This is a genomic window from Desulfitobacterium sp. (genome assembly GCF_035539115.1).
GTDB lineage: Bacteria > Bacillota > Desulfitobacteriia > Desulfitobacteriales > Desulfitobacteriaceae > Desulfitobacterium_A.
In genome coordinates this window covers 58188-82204 of record NZ_DATLJA010000036.1, presented here as the reverse complement: position 1 = coordinate 82204, position 24017 = coordinate 58188, and the positions used below count along the sequence as shown (strand labels likewise).

The window sequence follows — 24017 nt, the reverse complement described above, 5'->3', positions numbered from 1 at the left end:
ACGATAAGGATGATCGACAATGCAATATTTTGAATATGGACAAATGGAAATCGATTACTTAAAACGCAAGGACAAAAAACTGGGCGCAGCGATTGAAAGGATCGGCATGATCCAGCGCGAGGTGACTCCAGATCCGTTTACGGCACTGATTTCAAGTGTTGTTAGCCAGCAGATTTCGAAAAAAGCGGCGGCTACGGTCTGGCAGAGATTATCAACACTGCTTGGAAGCATTACCCCGGAAAGCATTGCCCAGGTGGATTTAGCGGCAGTCCAAGGGTGTGGCATGTCTGAAAGAAAAGCGGGTTACATTAAGGGAATCGCAGACGCGGTAATAATCGATACTATCGATTTTAAGACACTGCATACACTACCGAATGAGGAGATCATTAAAAAGTTATCCTCATTTAACGGGGTAGGTGTTTGGACAGCCGAAATGCTGCTTATTTTTTCCCTGTGTCGTCCTGATGTGGTGAGTTATAAGGATTTGGCAATCTGTCGGGGAATGATGAATTTATACGGGCTCAAAGAACTCCCTAAGGAAAAGTTCGAGCGTTATCGAAAAAGGTACTCTCCCTATGGATCAGTTGCATCCTTGTATCTATGGGAGCTTTCTCTAAACTAATTTTGGCAGCAACTGCTCCGTTCTATGAACGGCTATCATTGAGGTCAGAAGGGGCAAAAAAAGCTGCTCTATAAAAATACAGAGCAGCTTCGTTATTTGAGCTTGTTTGATTTCTTTTAATGAGTCTTACAGCTGACTTGCCAATTTGTTCCGAATTTATCCGTAAACTTTGCATAGAGCGGGCTGAAAAAGGTTGCTTGGAGCTCCATTTCGACTCGTCCGCCCTCGGCTAAAGATTCATATATGGCTTTGGTTTCTTCTTTGGTATCGAATTCTAAGGAAAAAGAGATCGTATTTCCCGGATTAAAGGGAACACCAGGGAACGTATCAGAGAAACGAATGACATGACCATCTTTTCTTAATTCGGCATGGAGAACGAGATCCTTTAGCTGCTCCTGAACCGGAAACTCAGGATTGGGGGGAGCATCTTTAAAATGGAGAATTTGAGCTTCTCCGCCAAGCACTTTTTGATAAAAATTGACCGCTTCCTCACAATTCCCGTTAAAGACTAAATAGGGGATTAACCAGTCACTCATAAACATCCTTCTTTCTGGTAAATTTCTTTAGTGTAATATGTAGAAAATCGAAAGATCCCTGGTTCATTATATCCCAAAAATAAAGAAAGCAAAATTCGGGATAAAGAAAACCGATAAAAAACGAATGATTTTTAAAATACAAAAAAGTGGTATTCCTCGGTTAGAGTCATACCACGAGAATTTTCACTCTTAATGAGTGCGTTATTAGCTGTACAGAATCAGCCTTTAGCCTTTGGGCTGGGAGCATAATAAGATGGACTGAGTGCAGGTTGAGCTAGTGGCCGCGTCAACGGTTGCGGCTGGGGGTGAACGCAGGGGCTAATCGGATAACAACATAATGCTTCATAATACTCAGGACATTTGTGGAATAAGACCATGATAATCACCTCTTAAAACTTTACTCTGTGGTCAATACCTAATACTAATGTATTCCATAAAAATCCAGATGAAAGTTGACCATTTACCATTTGATGAAGTTGCCCTATTTTTGCATCAAGAAACTTGATAACGGATCTCAATCTAACGGTCTTCGAAACGATGGCCTACAACTTTTCCTTTGGACACCTCTTGGATCGGGGCCTTTTGTTGAAGTGTGTTATCTTTTAGCTGAAAACTAGCTTCATTATCACTCCAAATTACCTCATAATATGACGAACCGATTTTAATGAGGTCCCCTTCATAAACATCCTTACTCTCTTGATCACTTAGGCCTGTCCATTGAAGCAATTCAAATTTTGCGATTGGTTCCCAAGATCGTCCCAGAACACTCACGGCAAAAGGAGCTTGACTCTGAGTATCAAATGTTAAGGCAAGAATATTAAACATCTTTTTTCGAACTTTATCCCATACTCGGTATTTTGTAGTTTTCATATCGTATCTAACCTCTTTCTATATCGAAATGCTTGCTTTAGGCGAAGTAGCTTACTCCATCTAAAGTAGAAAAGAACCCAATTAGCTATACGAAAATAGGATGCAGTTTTATGGGTTGCAAGATCATCCAAACTATGGAAGTTCAGATTCTGTACTAAGACAGGGAGAAGATTTACTCTAATTGAGCTGTCTGTTATGTAAGTTTTTATTGCCATGAATTGAATTCTGAGCTATTCTATACATACATAAATGTACAGTAAGTGGGATTTCATGTCTTCTGTAAGGAAATATATTTGGAGGTAGTGGATTTGCTGACGGTAGAGAAAATTGGTGGAACGTCAATGACTCAATTTCAGGATGTACTAAAAAATATTATCGGAAACCCGGAGAACCCCGATTTCCGTTTTGGTCGAGTGTTTGTAGTCTCGGCTTATGCAGGGATAACGAATTTACTCCTTGAGGACAAAAAAACAAAAGCCCCAGGTGTCTATCAACACTTCGTCCTAGGTGAAGATTATGAAAAACCTCTCGATGAATTGCTGAATCATCTTTTGAATATCAATGAAGAATTTGCTGATTTAGGGCTTGATTATGACGTTTGCCGAGACTTTTTAGCTGCGAGAATTGCCCAAACGAAATCATATCTGAATAGTATGGGAGAAATCATTGCTTCTGGGTATGTCGAACGAGAAAGCATTTTTTCTGCTGCCCGCGAGTTGCTAGCCTCGATCGGAGAAGCGCATTCGGCATTTAACTCTGTAAATATTTTGCAGAATCGGGGTATCTCTGCCAAATTGGTGGATCTCACTGGTTTTCGCGATTCCCGGCAGCTTACCATCAGCGAACGGATTGAGCAATCCTTTAAAAATATTGATCCGTTTGCCGGAATTGTTATAGCCACGGGGTATACGAAAGGCCGCGAGGGCATAATGCGTCAGTTTGCTCGTGGCTATTCGGAAATTACATTTTCGAAGATTGCTACGCATCTGCATGCGGATGAAGCAATCATTCATAAGGAATACCATTTATCCTCTGCGGATCCCAAAGTTGTTGGCGTGGATAAGGCGGTTCCGGTTGGGCATACGAATTATGATGTCGCCGATCAATTAGCGGATATTGGGATGGAAGCAATTCATCCTAATGCGGCTAAACCTTTAGAATTAGCGGGGATTAGTTTGCGCTTGAAAAATACCTTCCAACCCCAACATCCTGGAACTTTAATTTCCAAGGGATATGTTGGGCCAGAGGCCAAAATCGAAATTATCGCAGGGTCAGACAAGGTCGTGATTATCGAAATTCACGATGCTTCGATGGTGGGGCAAACGGGTTTTGATTTTGAAATCATGAAAACTTTTAAGCAGTTTGATATCAGTTATATTACGAAGGCGACGAATGCAAATAGTATTTCTCTTGTCATTTGGGAAACGGATCTGAATGATGAATTGATTAATGAACTCAAGGAAAAATATCAGACCATAACGGTTAAACAAGTGGCTATTGTCTGTGTGATTGGCTCGAATATTGCTTTACCAAATATTCTGGCGCGTGCTGCAACAATCTTAGCGAAAAATAAGATAAACATCAACTGTGTGTCTCAATCCTTACGTCAGGTCAATATGCAATTTGTCATTGACCGGGATAAGTATACCAAAGCGATCATTGAGTTGAATGAAGAATTATGTCTCAAGTAAGAAATACGTAAAAAGTGAAGATGAGGTTGACATTTCTTTGATTCTAGTCTATCATGTTCAATGAGCTGACATTGGGGAATCGCAATTTATTGCGATTCGTAAATGGAAACCACCTGTTATGGACGACAGGTGGTTTCATCATTTTCTAGTGAATATTCACATCCAATGAGGGAAAGCTCGGAATGAGATTCCCCGAAACAGGATTGGACACATTCAGAACAACCACGAATCGATTTTAGAAAACAGCGTCTAGGGTTAAAAACACCATCTTCAAAGGCTTTTCCAGGACAAGACTGAAAACATTGATCGCAATTGACACAGGAGTCTGAGGAAAGGTCAAGTCGACTTGTTTGATCTGTAGCCTCGAGGGGGGCGTCCGTAAATAAAGCAGAAAACAAGAGCTTGGAGCCGTAGGTTTTATTAACCACAAGCCCATTCTTGCCCCATTGTCCGATCCCGGCGGCAATGGCTAGGGGGCGGATATCCCCAAAAACAGATAAGGAACTCTTAACTTTGCAGCGATACCCCTCCTTACGGAGAAGGGTAGAGAGTTCTCCATGGGCCTTATGTTCGTACCAGAGTTCTTCGCCAAATCGGCGCGTAATATAAAAAGGATGGTTTAAGATCCAAGCATTAGAGAAGGGAAAGGCCAGGACAATGACGGGTTGAGTCTTCCTGACTTTCGTGTAGCCAACGACCAATGCTCCGTGCTTTAATGATGTTTGCGTGATGTACGCCTGTAGGTCTTTTTTTTCAGATAGCGCTTCACAGGAATTGTGAGAGTTGACAGTCTGATCATACATAAGTAGGACCCCTTTTGTTTCAGATTCAAGATATAGATTACCCGCAAATCCCCAAGAAAATGTTGTGGAGCTAAAGAAAACTATGAAACATAGATATTTTCATCGTAGGACAAAGAAAGCTCTAGAAATTCACCGTAGTGCCGGTCAATTATCTAGAGCTTTAATTCACGATTGAAATTTATTGATCTGCGTTTTCCTCTAATAGTATTTCAGATGTTTGAGGGGTATCAAATCTCGGTTTGCGAGGAGGTTTCGGCCCGAAGAATTGAAAATAGTGACATTCAATACGCCCATTATAGAGTTTACGGCTCTTATCCCAGGGTCTTCTGATCAAATCCTCAGGTTTCTTCAACGAAGTAATCACATGAAGAGACCAGGTCGGCAGGGCTTTGAAGATTTGGCCTAAATCTTGGTAGAGCGTTTTTACTTCCTCCAGTTCGCCGAGACGTTCGCCATAGGGAGGATTCGTGATCAAATGGCCATATTGAAATCTCGAACGGACCTCAGCAACAGGTAATTTCTGAAAGAAAACATTATCTTTCAAACCAGCTTCTTCAGCATGAACACGCGCGAGCTGTAAGGCTTGCGGATCGATATCGGAACCATAGATGTGTAAATCCAGATCTGGATGCCAAAGTTCGCGGGCTTCTTCGCGGGCTTGTTGCCACAGCTGTTCCTCGATATTGCCCCATTTTTCGGAGATGAATTCCCGGTTCAGGCCGGGTGCCCGGTTCTGAGCAATCATCGCGGCTTCAATAGGAATCGTCCCCGTTCCGCAGAAGGGGTCGATCAAGGCCCGGTCGGCTTTCCAATAGCTGAGTTGAATCATCGCTGCTGCTAAGGTTTCCTTTAAGGGGGCTATCCCGGCTAACTTGCGGTATCCTCGCTTATGAAGTCCAGGTCCTGACGTGTCGATCGTAAGTGTCGCGACGTCCTTAAGAAGTGCGACTTCAACTTTATAGCGGGCACCTGTCTCTTGAAACCAACTGATTCCATAGACCTCTTTTAAGCGTTCAACAATGGCCTTTTTAACAATCGCTTGGCAGTCTGAGACACTAAAAAGCTTCGACTTAATTGATTTCCCTTCTACAGGAAATTCAGCATCGATAGGAAGCCATTGCTCCCAAGGAAGATCCTTAGTTTGTTGGAAGAGCTCTTCAAAGGTAGTGGCATTGAATTCTCCCATTTTTAAGAGCACTCGCTCTGAGGAACGCAACCACAGATTCGTGCGGCAGATTCCTGATTCATCGGCCGTAAAATTCACTTTCCCGTTTTCTACCTTTGTTTCGGTATACCCAAGATTTGATAACTCGCGAGCAACGATGGATTCAAGGCCAAAGGCAGAAGTGGCTATTAACTTCAGTTTCGACAAAAGGAAACACCTACTTTATTTAAAAGTCCCTATTAATAGTATAGGCCTTTGGGGAAAAAGGCAAGTTGTAGCTACCATTCAGGAAGTTTAATTGTTCTTTGAACCGACATCCCTTGACGAAGGTGAATTTCACAATTAGAATGATTGCCAAAGAGATGAAAAATTAGCAATCAACGCGGGAGGTGTCCTAATTTGGATGGCGTAAATGGACTCGATTTAAGGAAGGCATTTTATCGTTTAGAAGAAGAAAATCGGCGATTGAGGTGGGAAGTAGAGCAATTAAAAATTCGAGTTAGTCAGTTAGAGGGTAATAACACGCTTTATTTGCAAGGTGCAGATTCAAACTTCGACTCGGATGAGGAAGAACTTGATGAAGAATGGCTAGGAGCAGCCTTTTGGCACAATGAATATTAATAGCCAGCGCGCAGAAAGAGGATTTTAAATACCTTAAGTCGAAATAAAGTATAGCCAAGAACATAGAGAATGGCTAGCCGGTTATTGGCTAGCCATTCGTTTTGTCTTGTAAATTTAGGAAAGACTTCCGTTCGGGGTGAAGGTCGCACAATCTGTCATTTCAGTCGTTGTAGCATTGGGCGCTTGAACTTCGATTTGCTGCGCGAAGCAATGATCTTGTCCCCAGTAATGGCAGGTATTCACGACGCATTTAATCCCTTGAATAGGAGAATCAAGTTTATCAATTCTTCCAGGCATATCTTTTTCCTCCATTAATATTAGATTTTTTACGTGCGGTTTACATTGATATTTTCTCCGTTTCCTTCTAATTTATGTCTTGAAAGTTTAGTACGAAAATAATGAGATTGAATAGGTGACAACCATGGGTAAGATTTTAATTGTCGCGGAGAAGCCTTCTCAAGCCAGAGAATATGCGAAGACTCTTGGAGTAAATGGCAGAGGAGAAGGATATTTTCAAAATGAAGGCTATATTATTACCTGGTGTATCGGGCATCTATTAGAACTGAATCGACCTGAGGAGTACATGAATTTAGATCAAGTGGGGAAGAAATGGGGCTTACATCGTCTCCCCGTTTTACCTTCACTTAAGAGTTTTAAACATCAAATCAAAGCGTCAACACGCAGCCAGTATACGGTCCTTACTCAGCTTCTGAATTCCCCGGAGATTGACAAAGTGATCTGTGGGACAGACGCCGACCGCGAAGGGCAGCTTCTTTTTCAGGAAGTTTGGGATATTGTGCAATGTACTAAGCCTCTAAAACGGCTTTGGATTTCTTCCTTAACCGCTGAAGCGATTCGCGAGGGGATGAGCAAGCTTCGGACAGAAGCCGATGTGGAAGGATTAGCTCAAGCAGGCTATGGGCGAAGTTATGGAGATTGGGATTTTGGGATGAACCTTACGGAAGGGTTTTCGGCTCTGTTCGGGAGTTTTGACCCTGTTCGCAAAAAGCCTAATGTCATTTCCATTGGCCGGGTCCAGACCCCGACCCTGGCCTTAGTCGTTGAACGAGAATGGGAGATTGAGCAGTTTAATCCTGTGCATTACTGTGAAGTTGAAGCTGAGTTTAAGGCGAGCGCAGGTAGCTATACTGGGAAATGGGTGGAAGATCCCAAGGCTGGAGAGGGAAAATCCGAGCTGAGCCAACATAATTCCAACGGTTCAGAGCATGGATTAAATCTTGTAAAGGCTAAAGAAATCGTAGCGAAGGTCAAAGGAAAACCTGGAAACGTGCATGCCCTTGAGGCGAAGGAGGTTCAAGAACCCCATCCACTGCTTTTTGATCTAACTTCTCTCACAGTTGCCGCTTCGAAACGGTTCGGGATGAGTGCTGACCAGGTTCTGAAGATCGCCCAATCACTTTATGAAAAAAAAGCAACGACTTACCCCCGTACGGACTGTAACTTTTTACCTCCAGACATTCTGCCCAAATTGCCTGCGCATTTGCGAGCTTTGCAAATAGAACCATATACCGCATGGGTCGAGGAAGCCCTCAGCAAAGACTTACCGAAGGGTAAGCGTGTCATCAATCAAATCACAGCCCACCATGCTATTATCCCGACTACCGAGAAAATTTCGCCGGAAAAACTTTCCCTCGATGAGAGAAAGCTTTGGGATATGATCGTTCGCCGCTTTTTGAGCGTTTGGTTTCCACCCGCTCGCTATGAAACGACAGTTGTTCTCACACAAGTCGAGGAGGAATACTTCCGGACACGAGGTAAGGTACTGATTGATCTGGGCTGGAAAAAACTCTTCGGAGACAAACCAGAGGAAGAAGGTCAGCCCAAACGACAGAAGAGTAAATCGAAAAAAGACGAAAACGGAGACGATGGAGAGGACGGGAATTCAGAATTTGTCGCTTTACCTGTCCTGAGTTCTGGCGAAACGGTAACCGCCTTGAACGCTATGGTTAAAGAGAAAGAGACCAAACCTCCGAAACGCTATACCCAGGGTGATTTGCTAAAAGCCATGGAAAATGCCGGGAAAAGGGTGGAGGACGAACTCCTGCAGCAACAACTCAAAGGGAAAGGTCTGGGGACGGTGGCAACTCGCCCAGCCATTCTTGAAAATCTGCTGAACCGAGGATACTTGCTTCAGGAACAGCGGGCGTTACACCCTACGGAGAAGGGGAAAGAGCTCATCCGTTTAATTAAAGTGGAATTACCGAAAGCTCAACTCTTAGTGAGTGCAGAAATGACCGGACAGATGGAGTTTGAACTCGCGCAGGTAGAGCAAGGAAAAATGGAACTGACGAAGTACATGGCCCAAGTTGAGAAGGCGATCCTTGAGATTCTTGATGAGTTAAGAGCGTTTGAAAAAGCCTTTGGTAAACGTCCTCTTGCGCACGCTCCTGTGAAGGCAATAGGCGGGGGTACGAAAGCTACTTCAACTCGGAACAGAACCTCCACACTTACAGCAACAAAGGAGCATACAAAGAATACCAATACCCAACCCGAGGTCTTGGGGCTTTGCCCGTTCTGCGGTGGGGATATTATCGAGGGGAAAAAGGGGTATGGTTGTTTAAATTGGCGGCAAGGGTGTACCTTTGTTGTTTGGAAAGAACCAATCTGTGGTAAGGTTCTATCTCCGGCCCAAGTAAAAAAGCTCCTCAAAAAAGGTTCGACTGACTTAATCAAAGGATTTCGCTCAAAGTCTGGAAAACCTTTCTCAGCTTATTTAGTATGGGTAAAAGAAGGTTCGGCGAAGCTTAAGTTCGTTTTTGAAAAGGATTAATCAGAGAGAATGGAAATCCGGCAATTGCCAAACACTAATACCGCAATTTCAGGTAAGTAAGTAAATCTTAATGAGGCTAATAGAAGGAGTAAAGCAAGTAGGATGAGTAGCAGTAATCAGAATCAGGAAGGATTGCAACGCAGTCTCAGTGAACGACATATTCAAATGATCGCCTTAGGGGGAGCGATTGGAGTAGGCTTATTTTATGGCTCAGCAACAACGATTCAAATGGCAGGGCCAGCGATTACCCTATCATATACATTCGGGGGATTCATTATTTTCATTATTATGCGCGCTCTCGGGGAAATGGCAACCGCGGAACCTTTATCTGGTTCGTTTAGTGCATATGCTTATCGTTATGTCGGCCCCTTTTCCGGTTTTTTGACTGGCTGGACCTATTGGTTTTTATGGATTGCAGTCGGGATGGCTGAACTAACAGCTCTGGGCGTTTATGTAAATTATTGGTACCCGGGAATTCCTCATTGGGCTTCCGCGTTGGTCGCATTGGTTTTGATGGTAGCCGTCAATTTGGTCAACGTAAAAGCTTTTGGAGAGTTTGAATTCTGGTTCGCCACGATTAAAGTAGTGGCAATTTTGGGGATGATTGCGGCTGGGATTCTCATTATTCTTGGGGTAGGTCAGGCACATCCTCAGGGCTTAAGTAATCTTTGGCGCAATGGCGGGTTTATGCCCAACGGAATATCAGGATTGGTCTTGTCTTTAGTCATGGTTATGTTCTCCTTCGGAGGCGTTGAACTCATTGGAATTACCGCAGGTGAAGCAGAGAACCCTCAAAGCACAATACCTAAAGCTATTAACACTGTTTTTTGGCGGGTCCTAATTTTTTATGTTGGGGCAATTGGTGTCATGATGGCGATTTACCCTTGGAATGAAATCGGAACTCAAGGAAGCCCTTTCGTCTTAATTTTTGACCGGATCGGGATTCCAGCAGCAGCTTCGATTATCAATGCTGTTGTTATTACCGCGGCCCTATCGTCTTTTAATAGTGGTCTTTTCAGTACAGGCCGAATGCTCTATAATCTTGCTTTGCAAGATAACGCTCCTAAAATGTTTGCTCGCTTAAGTCCTGCGGGAGTGCCAAGAAACGGAATTCTTGTCTCTTCCTCAATTATCCTTATCGTCGTCGTCCTTAATTATTTATTACCGAGTCGAGCTTTCACTATTTTATCGGCGATTACGACCTTCGCCATGGTGATTACCTGGACCAGTATTCTGGTGACCCAGTTGAAGTTCCGGAAGTCTTTAAGTCCTGACCAAGTGGAACAACTTACTTTTAAAATGCCAGCGAATAAATTACTTTCGACGGTTGCGCTCATTTTTATGGGTGTACTCTTAGTTTTGATGTCGTTTATTCCGGATATGCGTTTCGCCCTCGCAGTTGGACCATTGTGGATTCTCTTGCTCTATCTGGGATTCCGTTTGAAAGGGTCTCGTTAGTATAATACTGTATACTCAATATCAAACAGAGGGATTTAGCTCATCCCTGTCGAATAGTTAAAAGCTAAGGATGATACAGAGAATTTATTTTTAACGAAAAGTAGGGAATACTAAAATTGGGGAGGTATTGAATTTGCGTAAATGGAGTTCTTTGGTCGCGAGTACACTAGTTCTAGGTCTATTATTAACAGGGTGTGGTGCAGCAAATCAGCCTTCGAAATCTTCCGCCACTGAAGGATCAAGTGCAGGAACAGCAAGTGCTCAAACTATTAAACTTGGAGCGGACGTCACTTTTCCGCCTTTTGAGCAGATGCAAAATGGTAAGGTCACAGGTTTCGATATCGATATTATTACGGCAATTGCCAAAGAAGCAAATCTCCAGATCGATGGAGATATTAAAACTATGGACTTTCAAGGGTTAATTCCTGCTATTCAAACGGGAACGATTGATGTTGCGGTTGCCGGGATTACAATTAAACCGGAACGCGCTCAACAAGTTAATTTCTCCAAACCGTATTATAAATCTGGAATTTCGTTACTGGTGAAAAAGGATAGTACGATTGCAGGAGTTGCTGATCTGAAGGGAAAAACTGTGGCTGTAAAATTAGGGACCACGGGCGATCTCATGATGAGCAATGAGCAAGGCGTAACTGTTAAACGTTTTAATAACATTGATGAGGCCTATCGTGAATTACAAAATTCGGGCGCGGACGCTGTCATTTTTGATAACCCTGTTCACCAGAACTATATCAATACGGGACATGAAAATGTAAAAGTTGTCGGTGATCTTTTAACCGGTGAAGATTATGGGATCGCGGTAACGAAGAAGGATGCTCAACTCGTAAATAAAATCAATGATGGTTTTGATAAGATTATCCAAAATGGAGAGTATGATAAAATCTATCAAAAATACTTTAAAGATGATTATGGAAAAGTCACTAAAAAGTAAGTTAAGGGTTTGTTGATCTTTAAGCATAAGCGCAGCCCGGGGCTGCGCTTTTTCCATTTTATCTAATTAATTTAGAGAAGAGGTGAAAGGATGAACTTTTGGCCAATTGTTTTGGATGCTATGCCTCAACTCCTCGAAGGGGCCAGGCTCACGATTCTCTATTCGATCGCAGCCGTCTTTTTTGCAACAATCTTAGGCTTAGTTTTTGCTCTTTTTAAATTGTCGTCAGTTTCCATCCTTAGGGGAATTGGGCAGGGGTACGTCCATATCTTTCGGGGCTTACCTCTTCTTGTTCTCATCTTTTATATTTATTTTGCCTTACCTTCCGTGTTCCCTCTCCAAGTCTGGTTTGGCAACAAATACATGATTATGGCGGGGATTACTGCGTTAGCCCTCAATGAGGGAGCTTATATTACGGAAATTATACGTGCAGGAATCTTATCGATTGATCGTGGACAGACCGAAGCGGCAATGAGTATTGGGATGACCAACTTTCAAACGATGCGATTTATTATTCTCCCGCAAGCCTTAAAGAGGATGGTTCCTCCTTTGGTCAACCAGTTTATTCAAACGATTAAGGATACCTCCTTGCTTTCGGCTATTTCTGTAGCTGAACTGACGCGGCGGGGACAGATGATCATTTCTGTTAACTTTGCGGGCTTGCAGATCTGGACGGCTATCGCCATCGTCTATCTGGTGATCATTCTTAGTTTGACTGCACTTTCTAGTTATATCGAAAGAAGGTGGCAAGTTGATCAGCGTTAAGAATATTACAAAGTATTTTGGCCGCCATGAGGTACTCAAGGATATTTCTCTGGAAATAGCTCCTCAGGAAGTAGTCGTTATTATTGGTCCTTCGGGTTCAGGAAAAAGCACTTTTTTACGGTGTATGAATGGTCTGGAAAGCGTCTCCAAAGGCGAGATTTTTGTTAACCAGGCTGAAATCACTCATAGTAAAACCAATCTCAGTTTAGTTCGTAAGGAAGTAGGAATGGTTTTTCAACGCTTTAATCTGTTTCAGCATCTTTCGGTTATCGAAAATGTCACTATTGGACAGGTACAAGTACTAAAAAAAAGTAAGCAAGAGGCAGAAAAGAGGGCCTATGAGCTTTTGGATAAAGTAGGGCTTCAAGAAAAAGCCAAGGCCTATCCAGAACAACTTTCTGGCGGACAGCAACAGCGGGTTGCGATTGCACGGGCCTTAGCCATGAACCCGATTGTCATGCTTTTTGATGAACCAACTTCGGCGCTCGACCCAGAAATGGTCGGAGAAGTCTTGGCAGTCATGAAAGATCTGGCCAGAGAAGGAATGACCATGGTTGTAGTTACTCACGAAATGGGGTTTGCACGCGAAGTTGGGGATCGTGTCCTTTTTCTAGATGAGGGCCGGATTGTTGAGCAGGGAACACCAGAACAGATTTTTAACCATCCTCAAGAAGAACGGACCCAACTATTCTTAAGTAAAATTCTCTAAAGGTAGGGGACAGGAAACTGTCCTCTGTCTTTATTCTTAAATGTGTTCAGACCTATGATTTTTTGAATAGAATATAACACTGGCTAAAGAATATAAAAAAGCTATGAGGAGATAGGCGGTGGAGTATGCATAGCTCATGGGTAAGCATGGTCATTGCCCTCGTTTTGATCTTGGGTTTTTACTATGCACGAAAAATTAGTGGCCGCGAGAAAGGTTTGAGCCAAAAGAAGGCTGATTCGGGAAAAAGACAATCTGTGAAGAACGAAAAAGTAGGGGTGAAGGCTTCGAAACGTTTTCGAAAGCGGAAAGCTGTTATTCCGATACTAAACCCTAACTTTAAGCGCAAACATAAGAAAGATCACACCCAAGCGAATTTGACTAAACCTGCTTCGTTATTACTTCATCCCTACAGTCTTGAACAGGCAAAGCTCGAATATTATGCCTACGCTACCTCTTTTCAGGGACTTCATGAGCCTCTCTATCAAGCAATTCAAGGTAAAAAAGGCGAATCAGATTACAACAATTTGCTTAAGTCTTGGGATTCTAAAATCAATGCGACACATTCACAACATCTCATTCTTGTTTGGGAAAGCAGTGTATACCAAGTTTCTCCCAGAATGTCTTTGAGCTCAGAAACCGCTTATTTCGAAGTTTGGTTTAACCATCTAAAAGACTGGGGCTTGCAGCGTTCCTTCGAAGCAGGGCAGATCAGTTGGATGCTGAATGGAAGTATTATCGAGAAGAGCTTACAAAAAAACGAAAAAAGTTGTTAACCCGGCATGTGGATGTCTCTTTTCGTCTCTTGATAAATACAATGGGGTAGGTCTTGTCAAAACCTATAAAAGATGGGAAACTGAAGATACGATGTTAGTCCCCGGCTGGCTTATAAGATTGAAGCAGGTACGAATCAAGTGGAGACGGCAGGGATGATTATCAGCCTTTCGGCTGAGGGTCTATCTAATTTATAATCATCAATTTATTTGGCGACACGCCTAAAAGGTTGGGATACAATGAATAAAGAAGCGGGAATAGCTGAGAAGCTATGGAGCCGAAATTTCGTGATGCTTATCTTGCTTAATTTTGCCATGTTCATGGGCTTTCAGATTCTGATGCCAATTTTACCAGTTTACGCACGTGCTTTAGGAGGAGGGGAAACGTCGGCTGGCCTGGTTGTGGGCATTTTTACTATTTCAGCTGTGGTCGTTCGCCCCTTTATCGGTAGGGCGCTCGATGTTTTTGGACGAAAGAAGATATTCCTAATCGGGTTCATCTTTTTCTGTTTGTTCTCGCTTTCGTATACGACCGCTTCGACTGTTCTGGTCCTTTTACTTTTGCGTTTTTTCCATGGTTTCGGTTGGGGAACGACAAGTACTACCGCAAATACCGTAGCCTCGGATATTATTCCGCGGAGTCGTCTGGGAGAGGGAATGGGATATTTCGGCTTGACCTCGACACTGGCGATGGCGATCGCCCCGGCTCTAGGACTTTATATGATTCAACAATCGACTTTCGAAGGAGTTTTTATTTTCTCGGCAGCTGCCTTTTTGGTAGCCATGGGCTTAAGTCTAGGAATCCGCTATCCGACTGTTCAGCCTCAACCGGGTAAAGGTCACCTTTTTGAGAAAACTGCCTTCCGACCAGCCACCATTGTCTTATTCCTAACCATGTCGTATGGCTCGATTGTGACATTTATCGCGTTATATGCCCAACAACAGGGAATTGCCAATATTGGTCCGTTTTTTACGGTGTATGCGCTCGCGTTGATGATTTCGCGTCCGCTGTTTGGTCGTTTAAGTGATCGGAAAGGACTGAAGGTTGTCGTCTTACCCGGTCTCGTAGGGGTCATATGTGCCCTGCTTTTGCTCTCTTTCGCCAAATCCCTTCCACTTTTTTTGTTAGCTGGATTCTTGTATGGGGTGAGCTTTGGGGCAGCCATGCCTGCTTTACAAGCGATGTCTGTCCGTCAGGTTCCTCCTCATCGGCGAGGAGCTGCCAGTGCCACGTATTCCACAGGTTTTGATCTGGGAATTGGCTTGGGCTCTATTTCATTGGGATCTGTCGCTCAAGCTGTTGGGTATAGTCGGATGTATTTATGGGCCATTCTTCCGATTCTGGTGGCGCTTGTGATTTTAATTCTTCCATACAACTTATTCTCCAAGTTTATACATAAAACGCATAAAGAAGAGTAATCTTTAAGACAATATGGTGGACATGAATTAAAAAACCATCAGCTTATCTTCTTTAATTACAGAACCCACCTTAGTTATGAGGTGGGTTCTGTGTGTCCCAAGCACATCCTTAATTCTCTGGAAGTTCCTCTATCTCCTCTGAAGCGGCTAATAAGGCTATACTTTCTTCAACCGGTAAGGTTTGAACTGTTTTAAGTTTGCGTTCAATCGTCCGTGACTTCTTCGTTGCAGTTTCGATGGAATTGCTCGCCTCCTGAAGTTTTTTCTGCGTTCTTTCCAGGATCTCGGCGAACTTGCCAAATTCCGTTTTGACGGCCCCCAAGAGATTCCAAACTTCGCTCGAACGTTTTTCGATCGCCAGGGTTCGAAAGCCCATCTGTAAGCTGTTGAGAAGGGCGGCAAGCGTGGTTGGTCCGGCGATGATCACTTTATAATCCCTTTGTAATTGATCACTAAGCCCTGGACGACGCAGAACTTCAGCATAAAGTCCCTCAATCGGGAGAAAGAGAATCCCGAAATCTGTGGTCTGGGGTGGATCAATATATTTTGAATGGATCGTTTTCGCTTCTGATTTAATTCGGTTTTCAAGTGCTTTCCCCGCTTCTTCGATCAGAGCAAGATCACCTTTATCTTGAGCATCGAGAAGGCGTTCATAATCCTCCAGCGGGAATTTGGCATCGATCGGCAGCCATATAATCCCGTCATTGTCATCTTTAGCGGGGATCTTAATCGCAAATTCTACTCGATCATTACTGTCGTGCTTGGTGGCTACATTTAAGGCATATTGCTCTGGAGTTAGGATCTGTTCGAGAAGATTTCCTAATTGAACTTCTCCCCAGATGCCGCGGGTTTTAACATTACTCAGAACTTTCTTTAGATCTCCCACACCCGAGGCAAGGGTCTGCATCTCACCTAGTCCTTTATGGACCATTTCGAGACGTTCACTCACGAGCTTGAACGATTCTCCAAGTCGTTGCTCTAAAGTCGAAGTGAGTTTTTCATCGACGGTTAAGCGCATCTGGTCTAGCTTTTGGGCATTATCCTGCTGTAGCTGGAGCAGCCGATCTTCGACAGTTTTGCGTAATTGCTCAAGCTTTTGTTCGTTAGTCTGAGTTAATTGGTTCATCTGGCGGGAAAAAATATCGAGTTGACTTCGCTCTAGATTGGCGATCTCAACCATACGTGCAAGAACGGAATCGTTAAATCCTTTGAGAGAAATATTTTGTTCTTCACGTGCCATTCGGGCATTGCTACTCGTTTCTTCACGGTTCCGAGAAAGTTCTTCGAAAACGCTTGTGATCTGTTGCCCAAGATTCTTTTCTAAAAAATCCAACCGACTTTCTAGCCGGGTGAGATTCAGATGCATAACCTGATTCCAGAGGATGAGTAAAAATATGAGACCTAAACTGGCTAGAATAGTTATAGTTATGAGTAGAATATCGGACAAAGTTTTCCCCTCCAAATGATTCTTTAGTTCAAGTTTACTTTACCATAATTTGCGGACATTTTTGGGAAATGCTCTAAAAATGTCAAAAATCTCACTTATTTAAATTAAATTTAATGCTATAATTACTGAAGGAAATTCACGAAAGAAGGTGATAACAGGAATGTATTTCAAAATTTGGAATTTGACGCAATGGGCTCCTTTGATTCTACCATTGTTAGGTGTAGTTTTAGGGTTAGTCGGTTATGGTAATAATCATTTTCTTCCAGTTGAGTATGAATTTGAGGCCTGGTTAACGATAACTTTAGTCTTGATCTTTAATGGGGTTATCGTCGGGTGGACGATCAAAAATTTAGCCCGTCGCGCGACAATGGATTCGTTAACCGGGCTTGGAAATAAAGGGTTATTTTATTACTGTTTGCAGAACGAGACCCAGAAGTTTTTAAAAAAGTCAAAGAGTTCATTTTCTTTAGCAATGCTTGATATTGATAATTTTAAATGTGTAAATGACCAGTACGGTCACCCTGCAGGAGATTGTGTGTTAAAACAATTAGCGCAGATTTTAGAACGAAATGTTCGTTCCACCGATGTCGTTGTGCGCTGGGGGGGAGAGGAATTTGCCATTATCTTATTGGATACTGAAGTTGAAGGAGCTTTGGCTTTTTTAGAGAGAATTCGGGAAATTACCGAGAACTATGATTTTGGACCAGAAGTTCAGTCCCAGAAAATTACGGTGAGCGTAGGTGTGGTCTCGGTGAAAGAACTTGATCAGAAACTTGAAGAAGAAGATGTTATCACTGACGTGGTGAAATTTGCCGATCAGGCGCTTTATCAGGCCAAACGAACGAGAAATTGTGTGATTGATTATGCCCAGCTAGGGTTGACTTAATTTAAAATTAAGTCAACTTTTCTTTGTACTAACAGAAAGTATAAGTTTTGGGCAGATAGCATAAGTGCAACTAAGGCTTCCGCCCACGCTAGAGGCTTGGCGCAAGCCAAGTTTTCTTTATTTTGAAGATAAATTTTTTGTGAACACTTGCAGTCTGACCAAATTTGATTAAAATAGATTACGGGTTACATTTTGATCTATTTCTATTTTCTATCCATCTTTAACTCCAATTTACCCACTTTGTAAGGGGAGTTAGGATCATAATTAAAATCGAATCAAGGAGGAAAACCCATGAGTACAACAGAAACCAAAGAATTTCAAACCGAGATCCGTCAATTGTTAGACATTGTCATCAACTCACTTTACACGGACCGGGAGATCTTTTTACGAGAAATCGTCTCGAATGCTTCCGATGCAATGGAAAAGGTCCGTTTTCACCAATTAGCCGGTCAAGAAATTAAAGACAAAGATCTACCCTTGGAAATACAGATTTCCACCAATGAAGAAGAGCATACTCTTACCTTCGTAGATGCAGGTATCGGGATGACCAAGGAAGAATTGACTGAGAATCTGGGAACAATTGCGCACTCTGGCTCTAAGGCATTTATTCAAAACTTGGCAGAGGCTGGGGATAAGAAAGATATGAATCTGATCGGTCAGTTCGGGGTTGGATTTTATTCTGCTTTCATGGTCGCGGAGAAAGTAACGCTCTATACCCGTTCTTACCAGCTAGATGCTCCAAGTTACAAATGGGAATCCGATGGTAAGGGAAGTTACTCGATTGAAGAAGCCGAAGATCAAGCTCGGGGAACCCGAATCATTCTTCATCTGAAAAAGGACGCCGAGGAGTTTGCAAAGCCAGATACTGTAAAACGGATAATTAAACAATACTCTAGTTTTGTACCCTATCCGGTCAGTGTAAATGAGGAGAAAGTGAACACGGTTCAAGCTCTTTGGACCAAAAATAAAAAGGAGATTACGGAAGAAGAATATACCGAATTCTATAAGTTCATTGCGAATGCTTATGATGAGCCCCTTTTCCGTCTTCATTTTTCCTCAGATGCGCCGATCAACCTCAATACTCTTTTGTTCGTGCCTAAGAACAATATTGAAAAGTTCGGATTTGGACGGATGGAACCGAGTATTAACCTCTATTGCAAGAAAGTATTGATTCAGGAGCAAGCTAAGGATATCTTGCCGGAGTGGCTGCGTTTCGTCAGGGGTGTTGTGGATAGTGAAGAACTACCCTTAAACATCTCCCGTGAAACCATGCAAGATAGTGCTTTAGTCGCGAAACTAAATAAAGTTGTTACGACACGCTTCCTTAAGTTTCTCGAAGAACAGGCTAAGTCCGAACCAGAAAAATATAAAGAATTCTGGAAGGAATTTGGAATATTTCTCAAAGAAGGAGCGGCCAATGATTTCTCCCATCGTGATGAACTTCTGAAGCTCCTCCGCTTCGAGTCCTCAAAAACAGAGGGAGATGACCTTCTTGCGCTGGAGGATTATGTCAGCCGGATGAAAGAAGGGCAGGAGGCTATCTATTACATGAATGGCCCAAGTCGTGAAGTCATTGAAGCAGGACCCTATCTTGAGGTTTTCCGGAACAAGGACTATGAAGTGATTTATACTCATGAGCCGATTGACGACTATGTTTTTAGTACAATTGGTGAATTTGAGGGGAAAAAATTAGTTTCTGCGGATCAAGCGGATCTGAATTTGACCCCTAACGAGAATGAAACTGACAAACAGACAGGTTTGGCAGGGGACGAGTTGAAGAACTTTACAGACTGGTTAAAAGAGCTCCTGGGAACGAAAGTTACGGAAGTTCGCGAGTCTAAGCGTCTTGTCGATAGTCCAGCAATCATGTTGAGTCCCTATGGAACGCATAGTATGCAACGGATGATGCAAATGATGAACCGGGACTTGAAAGATGTCGCCCCGGGAATCTTAGAAATAAATCCTGCGCATGCATTGATTCTGCGTCTTAACGACTTGCGTAAGCAAGAGGATTCATTTGCACGCTTAGCAGCAGAACAATTATTTGCTAATGCACAAATCGCGGCGGGGATTATCGTGGATCCGCGCGGAATGGTCAATCGCTTGAATGAAATTTTAGAAAAGGCACTTGGTTAATGTTTGAATAATTTCTGAATCAAAGTTATGCTTTAGTATGTGGCTTGAAGCTGGTATTCCTCTTTGCTAGGGATGTCGGCTTCTGTTTTTGTCAAAACGAAAAAGGATTTCCTCAAATAATTACGAATTAAAGAATATCGACCATCGGATAAACGAGGTGAGATTGTGCAACAAGAATTTGTTGGCGAGGGTATGCTCTTAGTTAATGAACGAGGAATCATAACTTTTATTGATAATTCGGTCGCGCAGGCCCTTAAAGTTTTACCGGGAAATGCTCAGGGACGTCGCCTTACGGAGGTCTTCCCTGAGACCCGGTTACTAGAGGTACTAACCTCTCATCAAGTTCTTACCCAGGACCTGATGATCTGGAAACAAAAAGCGACCCTTCATTACTGTCCGATCTGCAAGGACGAGAAATTTTTGGGTGTTGCCGTCTATTGGCATGCTAAACCATCCCTTGTGAATCAAGAAGCGGATAATCCGCAGCTGAACACTTTGCTCAGTCTTTATGAAAGCATTCTTGGGGATCTCCCCATTGGGATTGCTGTAGTTGACCGCCAGGGGCGTATTGTGATGCTAAACCGGGAGTACCAAGAAACACTTGGAATTTCTTGTCAACCGGCTCGCGGAGTTTCCCTTCTACAGATTTTACCCTTTTCCAGAGTCCGTGATGTCCTGCGTACAGGTCAGTCTGTTCGAGGAATGGAAGTGAAATTTCAAGGGTCATCCTTTTTCCTTTCTGAAGCTCCCATTTATTGCGAGAAGGAACTCGTGGGTGGCTTAAGCAAAATTCTGAATCGGGAGCGCTTGGAAAAATATCATGTTAAGGAGTTATTCGACCGATTTCAGCTTTTGGAAAGCAAACTCCTTTTTTACAAGGAGGAGCTACAGGAAATTCGTCGATTATCTTCTCCCTTAGAGGAGATCATTGGGGATACGCCAGTGATGAAAAAAATCAAACAGGTCTCGGCACGTGTGGCTCTCCATGATGCCAATGTTCTGATTACGGGGGAAAGTGGGACTGGTAAAGGGCTGATCGCGCAAGTGATCCACAATCTGAGTCACCGGAGTAACGAGCCATTTATCAAGATCAATTGTGCAGCGATTCCTGATAATTTATTGGAGTCTGAGCTTTTTGGTTATGAGGAGGGTGCCTTTACAGGAGCCGCTAAAGGGGGAAAATCGGGTAAATTTGAATTAGCGGATGGAGGCACGATTTTCCTGGACGAGATCGGGGATATGCCTGCAGCCATGCAAGCGAAAATTCTACGTGTTCTGCAAGAAAAATCGTTTGAACGTGTAGGCGGCTGCAAAACATTGAATGTCGATGTGCGGGTGTTGGCTGCAACTCACCGAAATTTAGAGCAAGCGATTGATGAAGGAAAGTTTCGGTTAGACATGTATTATCGCTTGGCAGTCATCAAGCTGCATATTCCACCTCTACGGGAACGAAACGAGGATATACCCAAATTGACGGCAAGCATTATGCAAAAACTGAACCATAAATACTCCTTGAAGGTTAATGAACTCAGTCCTGAAGTGCGGCAACTCTTTTCAAAATATAATTGGCCAGGTAATGTTCGTGAACTAGAGAATGTTTTAGAGTACGCGTTTAACTTCCTCGAACCTGGAGAAAAGGTGATCAGCCTCGAGCATCTGCCAGGGGATTTTGTGAAACACATCCCCAATTCACAGTGCTCTTCAGAGTTGCGCTTAGAGACAGTTACTAGTTCCAATTCAAACCGTCGTGAGATTTCCCTGGAACAAGCTGTGTCGCAGGCTGAAATCAATACGATTTTGCAGTCGCTCAAGCTTAGCCAAGGCAATAAACAAGAAGCAGCTCGAATTTTGGGAATCCACGTTTCGGGGTTATACCAGAAACTTAAAAAATATAATATCACCGGACACTAGGGAGGACTTATGGATAAGGAAACAAGTATCAAATCAGCGCTGTCGATCCTTCAGGATCGGTTTGTAACACGTTCCTCCAGCGATCAAGTTCCGGATGAATGGGTTTATTCCACGTGTGGTTATTGTGCGGTGGGGTGTGGGCTCTATATCGGTGTGAAGGATGGCAAAGCTGTAGCCGTCGAAGGAAATCCCGATTCCCCAGTAAATCGAGGGCATCTTTGTGTTAAAGGATTGTATGAATGGAAGGTGCTTGATCATCCAGAACGGGCAACCACGCCGATGATTCGCAAAAATGGAGAGCTTGTTCCTGCATCTTGGGAGGAAGCTTTGTCTTTACTGACGGAAAAGATTAAAGCGAATTTAGAGCAAGTGGGTCCGGAAGCTGTAGGCATTTATCATACCGGCCAGTTCTTGTTAGAAGAATATTATGCCCTAGGGAAGCTTGCCAAAGGGGTGATTGGAACGCCGAATATTGATTCGAATACCCGGCTATGTATGTCGGCCGCCGTTCAGGGGTATATTCGTTCCTTTGGTACAGATGGCCCCCCAGGGTGTTACGACGACTTAGATCAGGCCGAGGTTCTTTTGATTTTCGGGGCAAATCCGGCGGAAATGCATCCACAACTCTGGCAACGCATTCTCAATCATCGTGAAAGGGAGGGCTGCACGATCATTGTCGCTGATCCGCGGTTAACTCTACCTGCCGAGGTCGCAGATTTGCATCTAGCGCTTCGTCCAGGGAGTAATGTGGCCTTGCTGAACAGTCTCATGTATGTGATTTTTAAGGAAGACCTTCTGGATTTAGACTATATTCGAAACTCCACCTTTGGATTTGAGGAATTGCGCCAAACCGTTTTAGCTTATCCCCCAGAGATTGGGGAAAGCTTGACTGGTGTACCTGCCGAGAAGATCGTTGAAGCTGCACGTATTTTTGGCCGTGCCAAGACGGCGACTACGCTCTTTTGCCAAGGCGTCAATCAGAGTATGTCAGCAACAGATACTGTAACCTTAATCAGTTCGCTGCACTTGATTACCGGTAAGATTGGTAAACCGGGATGTGCACCTTTTTCCTTAACCGGGCAATCCTCAGCCATGAGTAATCGGGAAGTGGGAGGAAATACTTACCTTCCCGGGTACAGAAATCCAGCCAATCCTAAGCACCGACAAGAAGTCGCTGAGTTTTGGGGAATTGATTCTCAAGTTCTGCCGACCCAAGTTCAAGATATTATGAGCATGTTTAAAGCAATTGAGCAAGGAAAACTCAACTTTTTATGGACGATGGGGACGAATCCGGCCGTCTCTCTACCCGATCAAGGTTATGTGCGGGAATTATTAGACAAGGTTTTCCTCGTGGTTCAGGATGTCTATTATCCGATGGAGACTGCGAAGTACGCGGATATTTTTCTTCCCGCCGCCCAATGGGGAGAGAAGACTGGAACCGTTACTAATTCTGAACGCCGAGTCAATCTCGCTTGTAAAGCCGTCGAACCTCCGGGTGAAGGAAAATCAGATTTTGAAATTATTCAGGCGGTTGCCAAGCGTCTTGGGGCAGAACCGCTTTTCTCCTGGAGAAATACCGAAGAAGCGTTTCAAGAGTGGCAATGCCTTTCTCAAGGACGTCCGAATGATATGTCAGGGATGAGTTATGCGCAGATCGAACGGGAGCAGGGGATGGTTTGGCCCTGCACTAACGGGGAGCCTGACGGAATAATTCAAGCTAAACGATTATATACTGAAGGGCGTTTTAACACAGCTCCAGAGATCTCGCAGGCCTATGGAGCATTTAATCATCCGGCAGGTCGAGCCAAGCTTTGGGGAATTCCCTATCAGGAACCTCCTGAAATTCCGGATGCTCAGTTTCCTTTTTGGCTCAACACGGGGCGGATTATTGAACAATATCATACCCGGACGAAAACTAAGCGTGTAGCTGAGTTAGATATTTCTGCTCCCGAAGGGTTTGTCGAAATTAATCCAGAGGATGCGCAAAAGCTTAGGATTCAAGACGACGAGAAGATCCGTTTAACCTCAAGGCGAGGCTGGATCATCGTTTCAGCTCATATAAAAAACAGTGTTAGTCCTGGACAGATTTTTGTTCCCTTTCATTTTGGAGATTTAGACCCAAGTGAAGCCCATCTTAAACAGGCAGCTAATCACTTGACTTTAAATTGGGTAGACCCACTCTCGAAACAACCTATTTTTAAAGTCGCGTCTTGCCGAATTGATAAGATAGTAAAATTAACCTGAAATAATTTTTCGAAAACCCTCTAATATATTAGAGGGTTTTCGTGTTTTGTAGAGGACTAATTCTTGTTTTCCCGAAATTGAAGATTTATAACACGTATTAGCCCTTCTAATCGATAGATCTCAAAAGCATCAAGTTCGCCTATCATCACTGTTTCGAGAAAAGTCTGTTTTCTTGTCAAATTGAGATCGCTCTTGGCATGAATCTTGCTTTTATATTTACAACG

The 24017-nt window shown here is 43.3% G+C and carries 20 protein-coding genes; 14 read left to right on the top strand and 6 right to left on the bottom strand.

The annotated features are described in order from the left end of the window. The first annotated feature begins 19 nt into the window (after positions 1-19). Positions 20-622 (top strand): DNA-3-methyladenine glycosylase family protein, encoded by a 603-nt coding sequence (locus VM640_RS06830; RefSeq protein ID WP_325390675.1) that lies wholly within the window; start codon positions 20-22, stop codon positions 620-622. Positions 623-738: 116 nt separating this feature from the next. On the opposite strand, the gene VM640_RS06825 is transcribed toward VM640_RS06830, so the two are convergent. Together VM640_RS06825 and VM640_RS06820 are read right to left on the bottom strand one after the other, a co-directional pair. Beyond that, the gene (locus tag VM640_RS06825; RefSeq protein ID WP_325390674.1) at positions 739-1158 is read right to left on the bottom strand and encodes a VOC family protein; all 420 of its coding nucleotides are present in this window, start codon (positions 1156-1158) and stop codon (positions 739-741) included. Between the two features lie 519 nt (positions 1159-1677). Continuing rightward, positions 1678-2028: a YopX family protein gene (locus VM640_RS06820; protein WP_325390673.1), complete on the bottom strand. Its 351-nt coding sequence runs from the start codon at positions 2026-2028 to the stop codon at positions 1678-1680. A gap of 308 nt (positions 2029-2336) precedes the next feature. Here VM640_RS06820 and VM640_RS06815 point away from each other — a divergent pair, with 308 nt between their 5' ends. Further along, positions 2337-3719 carry an aspartate kinase gene (locus tag VM640_RS06815; RefSeq protein ID WP_325390672.1) on the top strand — a complete coding sequence of 461 codons (1383 nt, stop codon included), beginning with the start codon at positions 2337-2339 and terminating at the stop codon, positions 3717-3719. A gap of 116 nt (positions 3720-3835) precedes the next feature. Here the strand turns inward: VM640_RS06815 and VM640_RS06810 are convergent, their stop codons facing one another. Then, positions 3836-4522: a 4Fe-4S ferredoxin gene (locus tag VM640_RS06810; protein WP_325390671.1), complete on the bottom strand. Its 687-nt coding sequence runs from the start codon at positions 4520-4522 to the stop codon at positions 3836-3838. 178 nt (positions 4523-4700) lie between these two features. Then, positions 4701-5894: a THUMP domain-containing class I SAM-dependent RNA methyltransferase gene (locus VM640_RS06805; RefSeq protein ID WP_325390670.1), complete on the bottom strand. Its 1194-nt coding sequence runs from the start codon at positions 5892-5894 to the stop codon at positions 4701-4703. A 192-nt stretch (positions 5895-6086) separates the two neighbouring features. Between VM640_RS06805 and VM640_RS06800 the strand changes: the two genes are divergently transcribed. After that, a complete protein-coding gene (locus VM640_RS06800) occupies positions 6087-6308 on the top strand; it encodes a hypothetical protein (protein ID WP_325390669.1) in 222 nt (73 codons plus the stop codon). 114 nt (positions 6309-6422) lie between these two features. On the opposite strand, the gene VM640_RS06795 is transcribed toward VM640_RS06800, so the two are convergent. Next, positions 6423-6605, bottom strand: a complete 183-nt coding sequence (locus VM640_RS06795; RefSeq protein WP_325390668.1) for a DUF1540 domain-containing protein — start codon at positions 6603-6605, stop codon at positions 6423-6425. 124 nt (positions 6606-6729) lie between these two features. Between VM640_RS06795 and VM640_RS06790 the strand changes: the two genes are divergently transcribed. The 7 genes from VM640_RS06790 (at position 6730) to VM640_RS06760 (ending at position 15169) form a co-directional block, all read left to right on the top strand. Continuing rightward, the gene (locus VM640_RS06790) at positions 6730-9099 is read left to right on the top strand and encodes a type IA DNA topoisomerase (protein ID WP_325390667.1); all 2370 of its coding nucleotides are present in this window, start codon (positions 6730-6732) and stop codon (positions 9097-9099) included. Positions 9100-9201: 102 nt separating this feature from the next. Next, positions 9202-10557 (top strand): amino acid permease, encoded by a 1356-nt coding sequence (locus tag VM640_RS06785; RefSeq protein WP_325390666.1) that lies wholly within the window; start codon positions 9202-9204, stop codon positions 10555-10557. 133 nt (positions 10558-10690) lie between these two features. After that, positions 10691-11506 (top strand): basic amino acid ABC transporter substrate-binding protein, encoded by an 816-nt coding sequence (locus VM640_RS06780; protein ID WP_325390665.1) that lies wholly within the window; start codon positions 10691-10693, stop codon positions 11504-11506. Between the two features lie 90 nt (positions 11507-11596). Then, complete coding sequence (locus tag VM640_RS06775) at positions 11597-12271, top strand: amino acid ABC transporter permease (RefSeq protein WP_325390664.1); 675 nt, start codon at positions 11597-11599, stop codon at positions 12269-12271. After that, entirely contained in the window at positions 12258-12980 is a 723-nt protein-coding gene (locus VM640_RS06770; RefSeq protein WP_325390663.1) for an amino acid ABC transporter ATP-binding protein, read from the top strand. The genes VM640_RS06775 and VM640_RS06770 overlap by 14 nt, the downstream gene beginning before the upstream one ends. 125 nt (positions 12981-13105) lie before the next feature. Beyond that, positions 13106-13753: a hypothetical protein gene (locus VM640_RS06765; RefSeq protein ID WP_325390662.1), complete on the top strand. Its 648-nt coding sequence runs from the start codon at positions 13106-13108 to the stop codon at positions 13751-13753. 237 nt (positions 13754-13990) lie between these two features. Then, entirely contained in the window at positions 13991-15169 is a 1179-nt protein-coding gene (locus tag VM640_RS06760) for an MFS transporter (RefSeq protein WP_325390661.1), read from the top strand. Positions 15170-15278: 109 nt separating this feature from the next. On the opposite strand, the gene VM640_RS06755 is transcribed toward VM640_RS06760, so the two are convergent. Beyond that, positions 15279-16616, bottom strand: coding sequence for a DNA recombination protein RmuC (locus VM640_RS06755; RefSeq protein WP_325390660.1), 1338 nt, complete (start codon positions 16614-16616; stop codon positions 15279-15281). Positions 16617-16776: 160 nt separating this feature from the next. Here VM640_RS06755 and VM640_RS06750 point away from each other — a divergent pair, with 160 nt between their 5' ends. The 4 genes from VM640_RS06750 to VM640_RS06735 all read left to right on the top strand — a co-directional run bounded on the left by VM640_RS06750 (position 16777) and on the right by VM640_RS06735 (position 23793). Further along, positions 16777-17502, top strand: coding sequence for a GGDEF domain-containing protein (locus VM640_RS06750; RefSeq protein ID WP_325390659.1), 726 nt, complete (start codon positions 16777-16779; stop codon positions 17500-17502). A 291-nt stretch (positions 17503-17793) separates the two neighbouring features. Continuing rightward, on the top strand, positions 17794-19638 hold the full coding sequence (gene htpG / locus VM640_RS06745) for a molecular chaperone HtpG (protein WP_325390658.1): 1845 nt from the start codon (positions 17794-17796) through the stop codon (positions 19636-19638). Between the two features lie 165 nt (positions 19639-19803). Next, positions 19804-21549: a sigma-54 interaction domain-containing protein gene (locus VM640_RS06740; RefSeq protein WP_325390657.1), complete on the top strand. Its 1746-nt coding sequence runs from the start codon at positions 19804-19806 to the stop codon at positions 21547-21549. Between the two features lie 9 nt (positions 21550-21558). Continuing rightward, a complete protein-coding gene (locus tag VM640_RS06735; RefSeq protein ID WP_325390656.1) occupies positions 21559-23793 on the top strand; it encodes a molybdopterin oxidoreductase family protein in 2235 nt (744 codons plus the stop codon). Positions 23794-24017: the final 224 nt, after the last annotated feature.

Coding starts and splice junctions, on each gene's coding strand:
- VM640_RS06830 (WP_325390675.1), top strand. CDS start 20: ATGCAATATTTTGAATATGGACAAATGGAAATCGATTACTTAAAACGC.
- VM640_RS06825 (WP_325390674.1), bottom strand. CDS start 1,158: ATGAGTGACTGGTTAATCCCCTATTTAGTCTTTAACGGGAATTGTGAG.
- VM640_RS06820 (WP_325390673.1), bottom strand. CDS start 2,028: ATGAAAACTACAAAATACCGAGTATGGGATAAAGTTCGAAAAAAGATG.
- VM640_RS06810 (WP_325390671.1), bottom strand. CDS start 4,522: ATGTATGATCAGACTGTCAACTCTCACAATTCCTGTGAAGCGCTATCT.
- VM640_RS06795 (WP_325390668.1), bottom strand. CDS start 6,605: ATGCCTGGAAGAATTGATAAACTTGATTCTCCTATTCAAGGGATTAAA.
- VM640_RS06790 (WP_325390667.1), top strand. CDS start 6,730: ATGGGTAAGATTTTAATTGTCGCGGAGAAGCCTTCTCAAGCCAGAGAA.
- VM640_RS06785 (WP_325390666.1), top strand. CDS start 9,202: ATGAGTAGCAGTAATCAGAATCAGGAAGGATTGCAACGCAGTCTCAGT.
- VM640_RS06775 (WP_325390664.1), top strand. CDS start 11,597: ATGAACTTTTGGCCAATTGTTTTGGATGCTATGCCTCAACTCCTCGAA.
- VM640_RS06765 (WP_325390662.1), top strand. CDS start 13,106: ATGCATAGCTCATGGGTAAGCATGGTCATTGCCCTCGTTTTGATCTTG.
- VM640_RS06760 (WP_325390661.1), top strand. CDS start 13,991: ATGAATAAAGAAGCGGGAATAGCTGAGAAGCTATGGAGCCGAAATTTC.
- VM640_RS06750 (WP_325390659.1), top strand. CDS start 16,777: ATGTATTTCAAAATTTGGAATTTGACGCAATGGGCTCCTTTGATTCTA.
- htpG (WP_325390658.1), top strand. CDS start 17,794: ATGAGTACAACAGAAACCAAAGAATTTCAAACCGAGATCCGTCAATTG.
- VM640_RS06735 (WP_325390656.1), top strand. CDS start 21,559: ATGGATAAGGAAACAAGTATCAAATCAGCGCTGTCGATCCTTCAGGAT.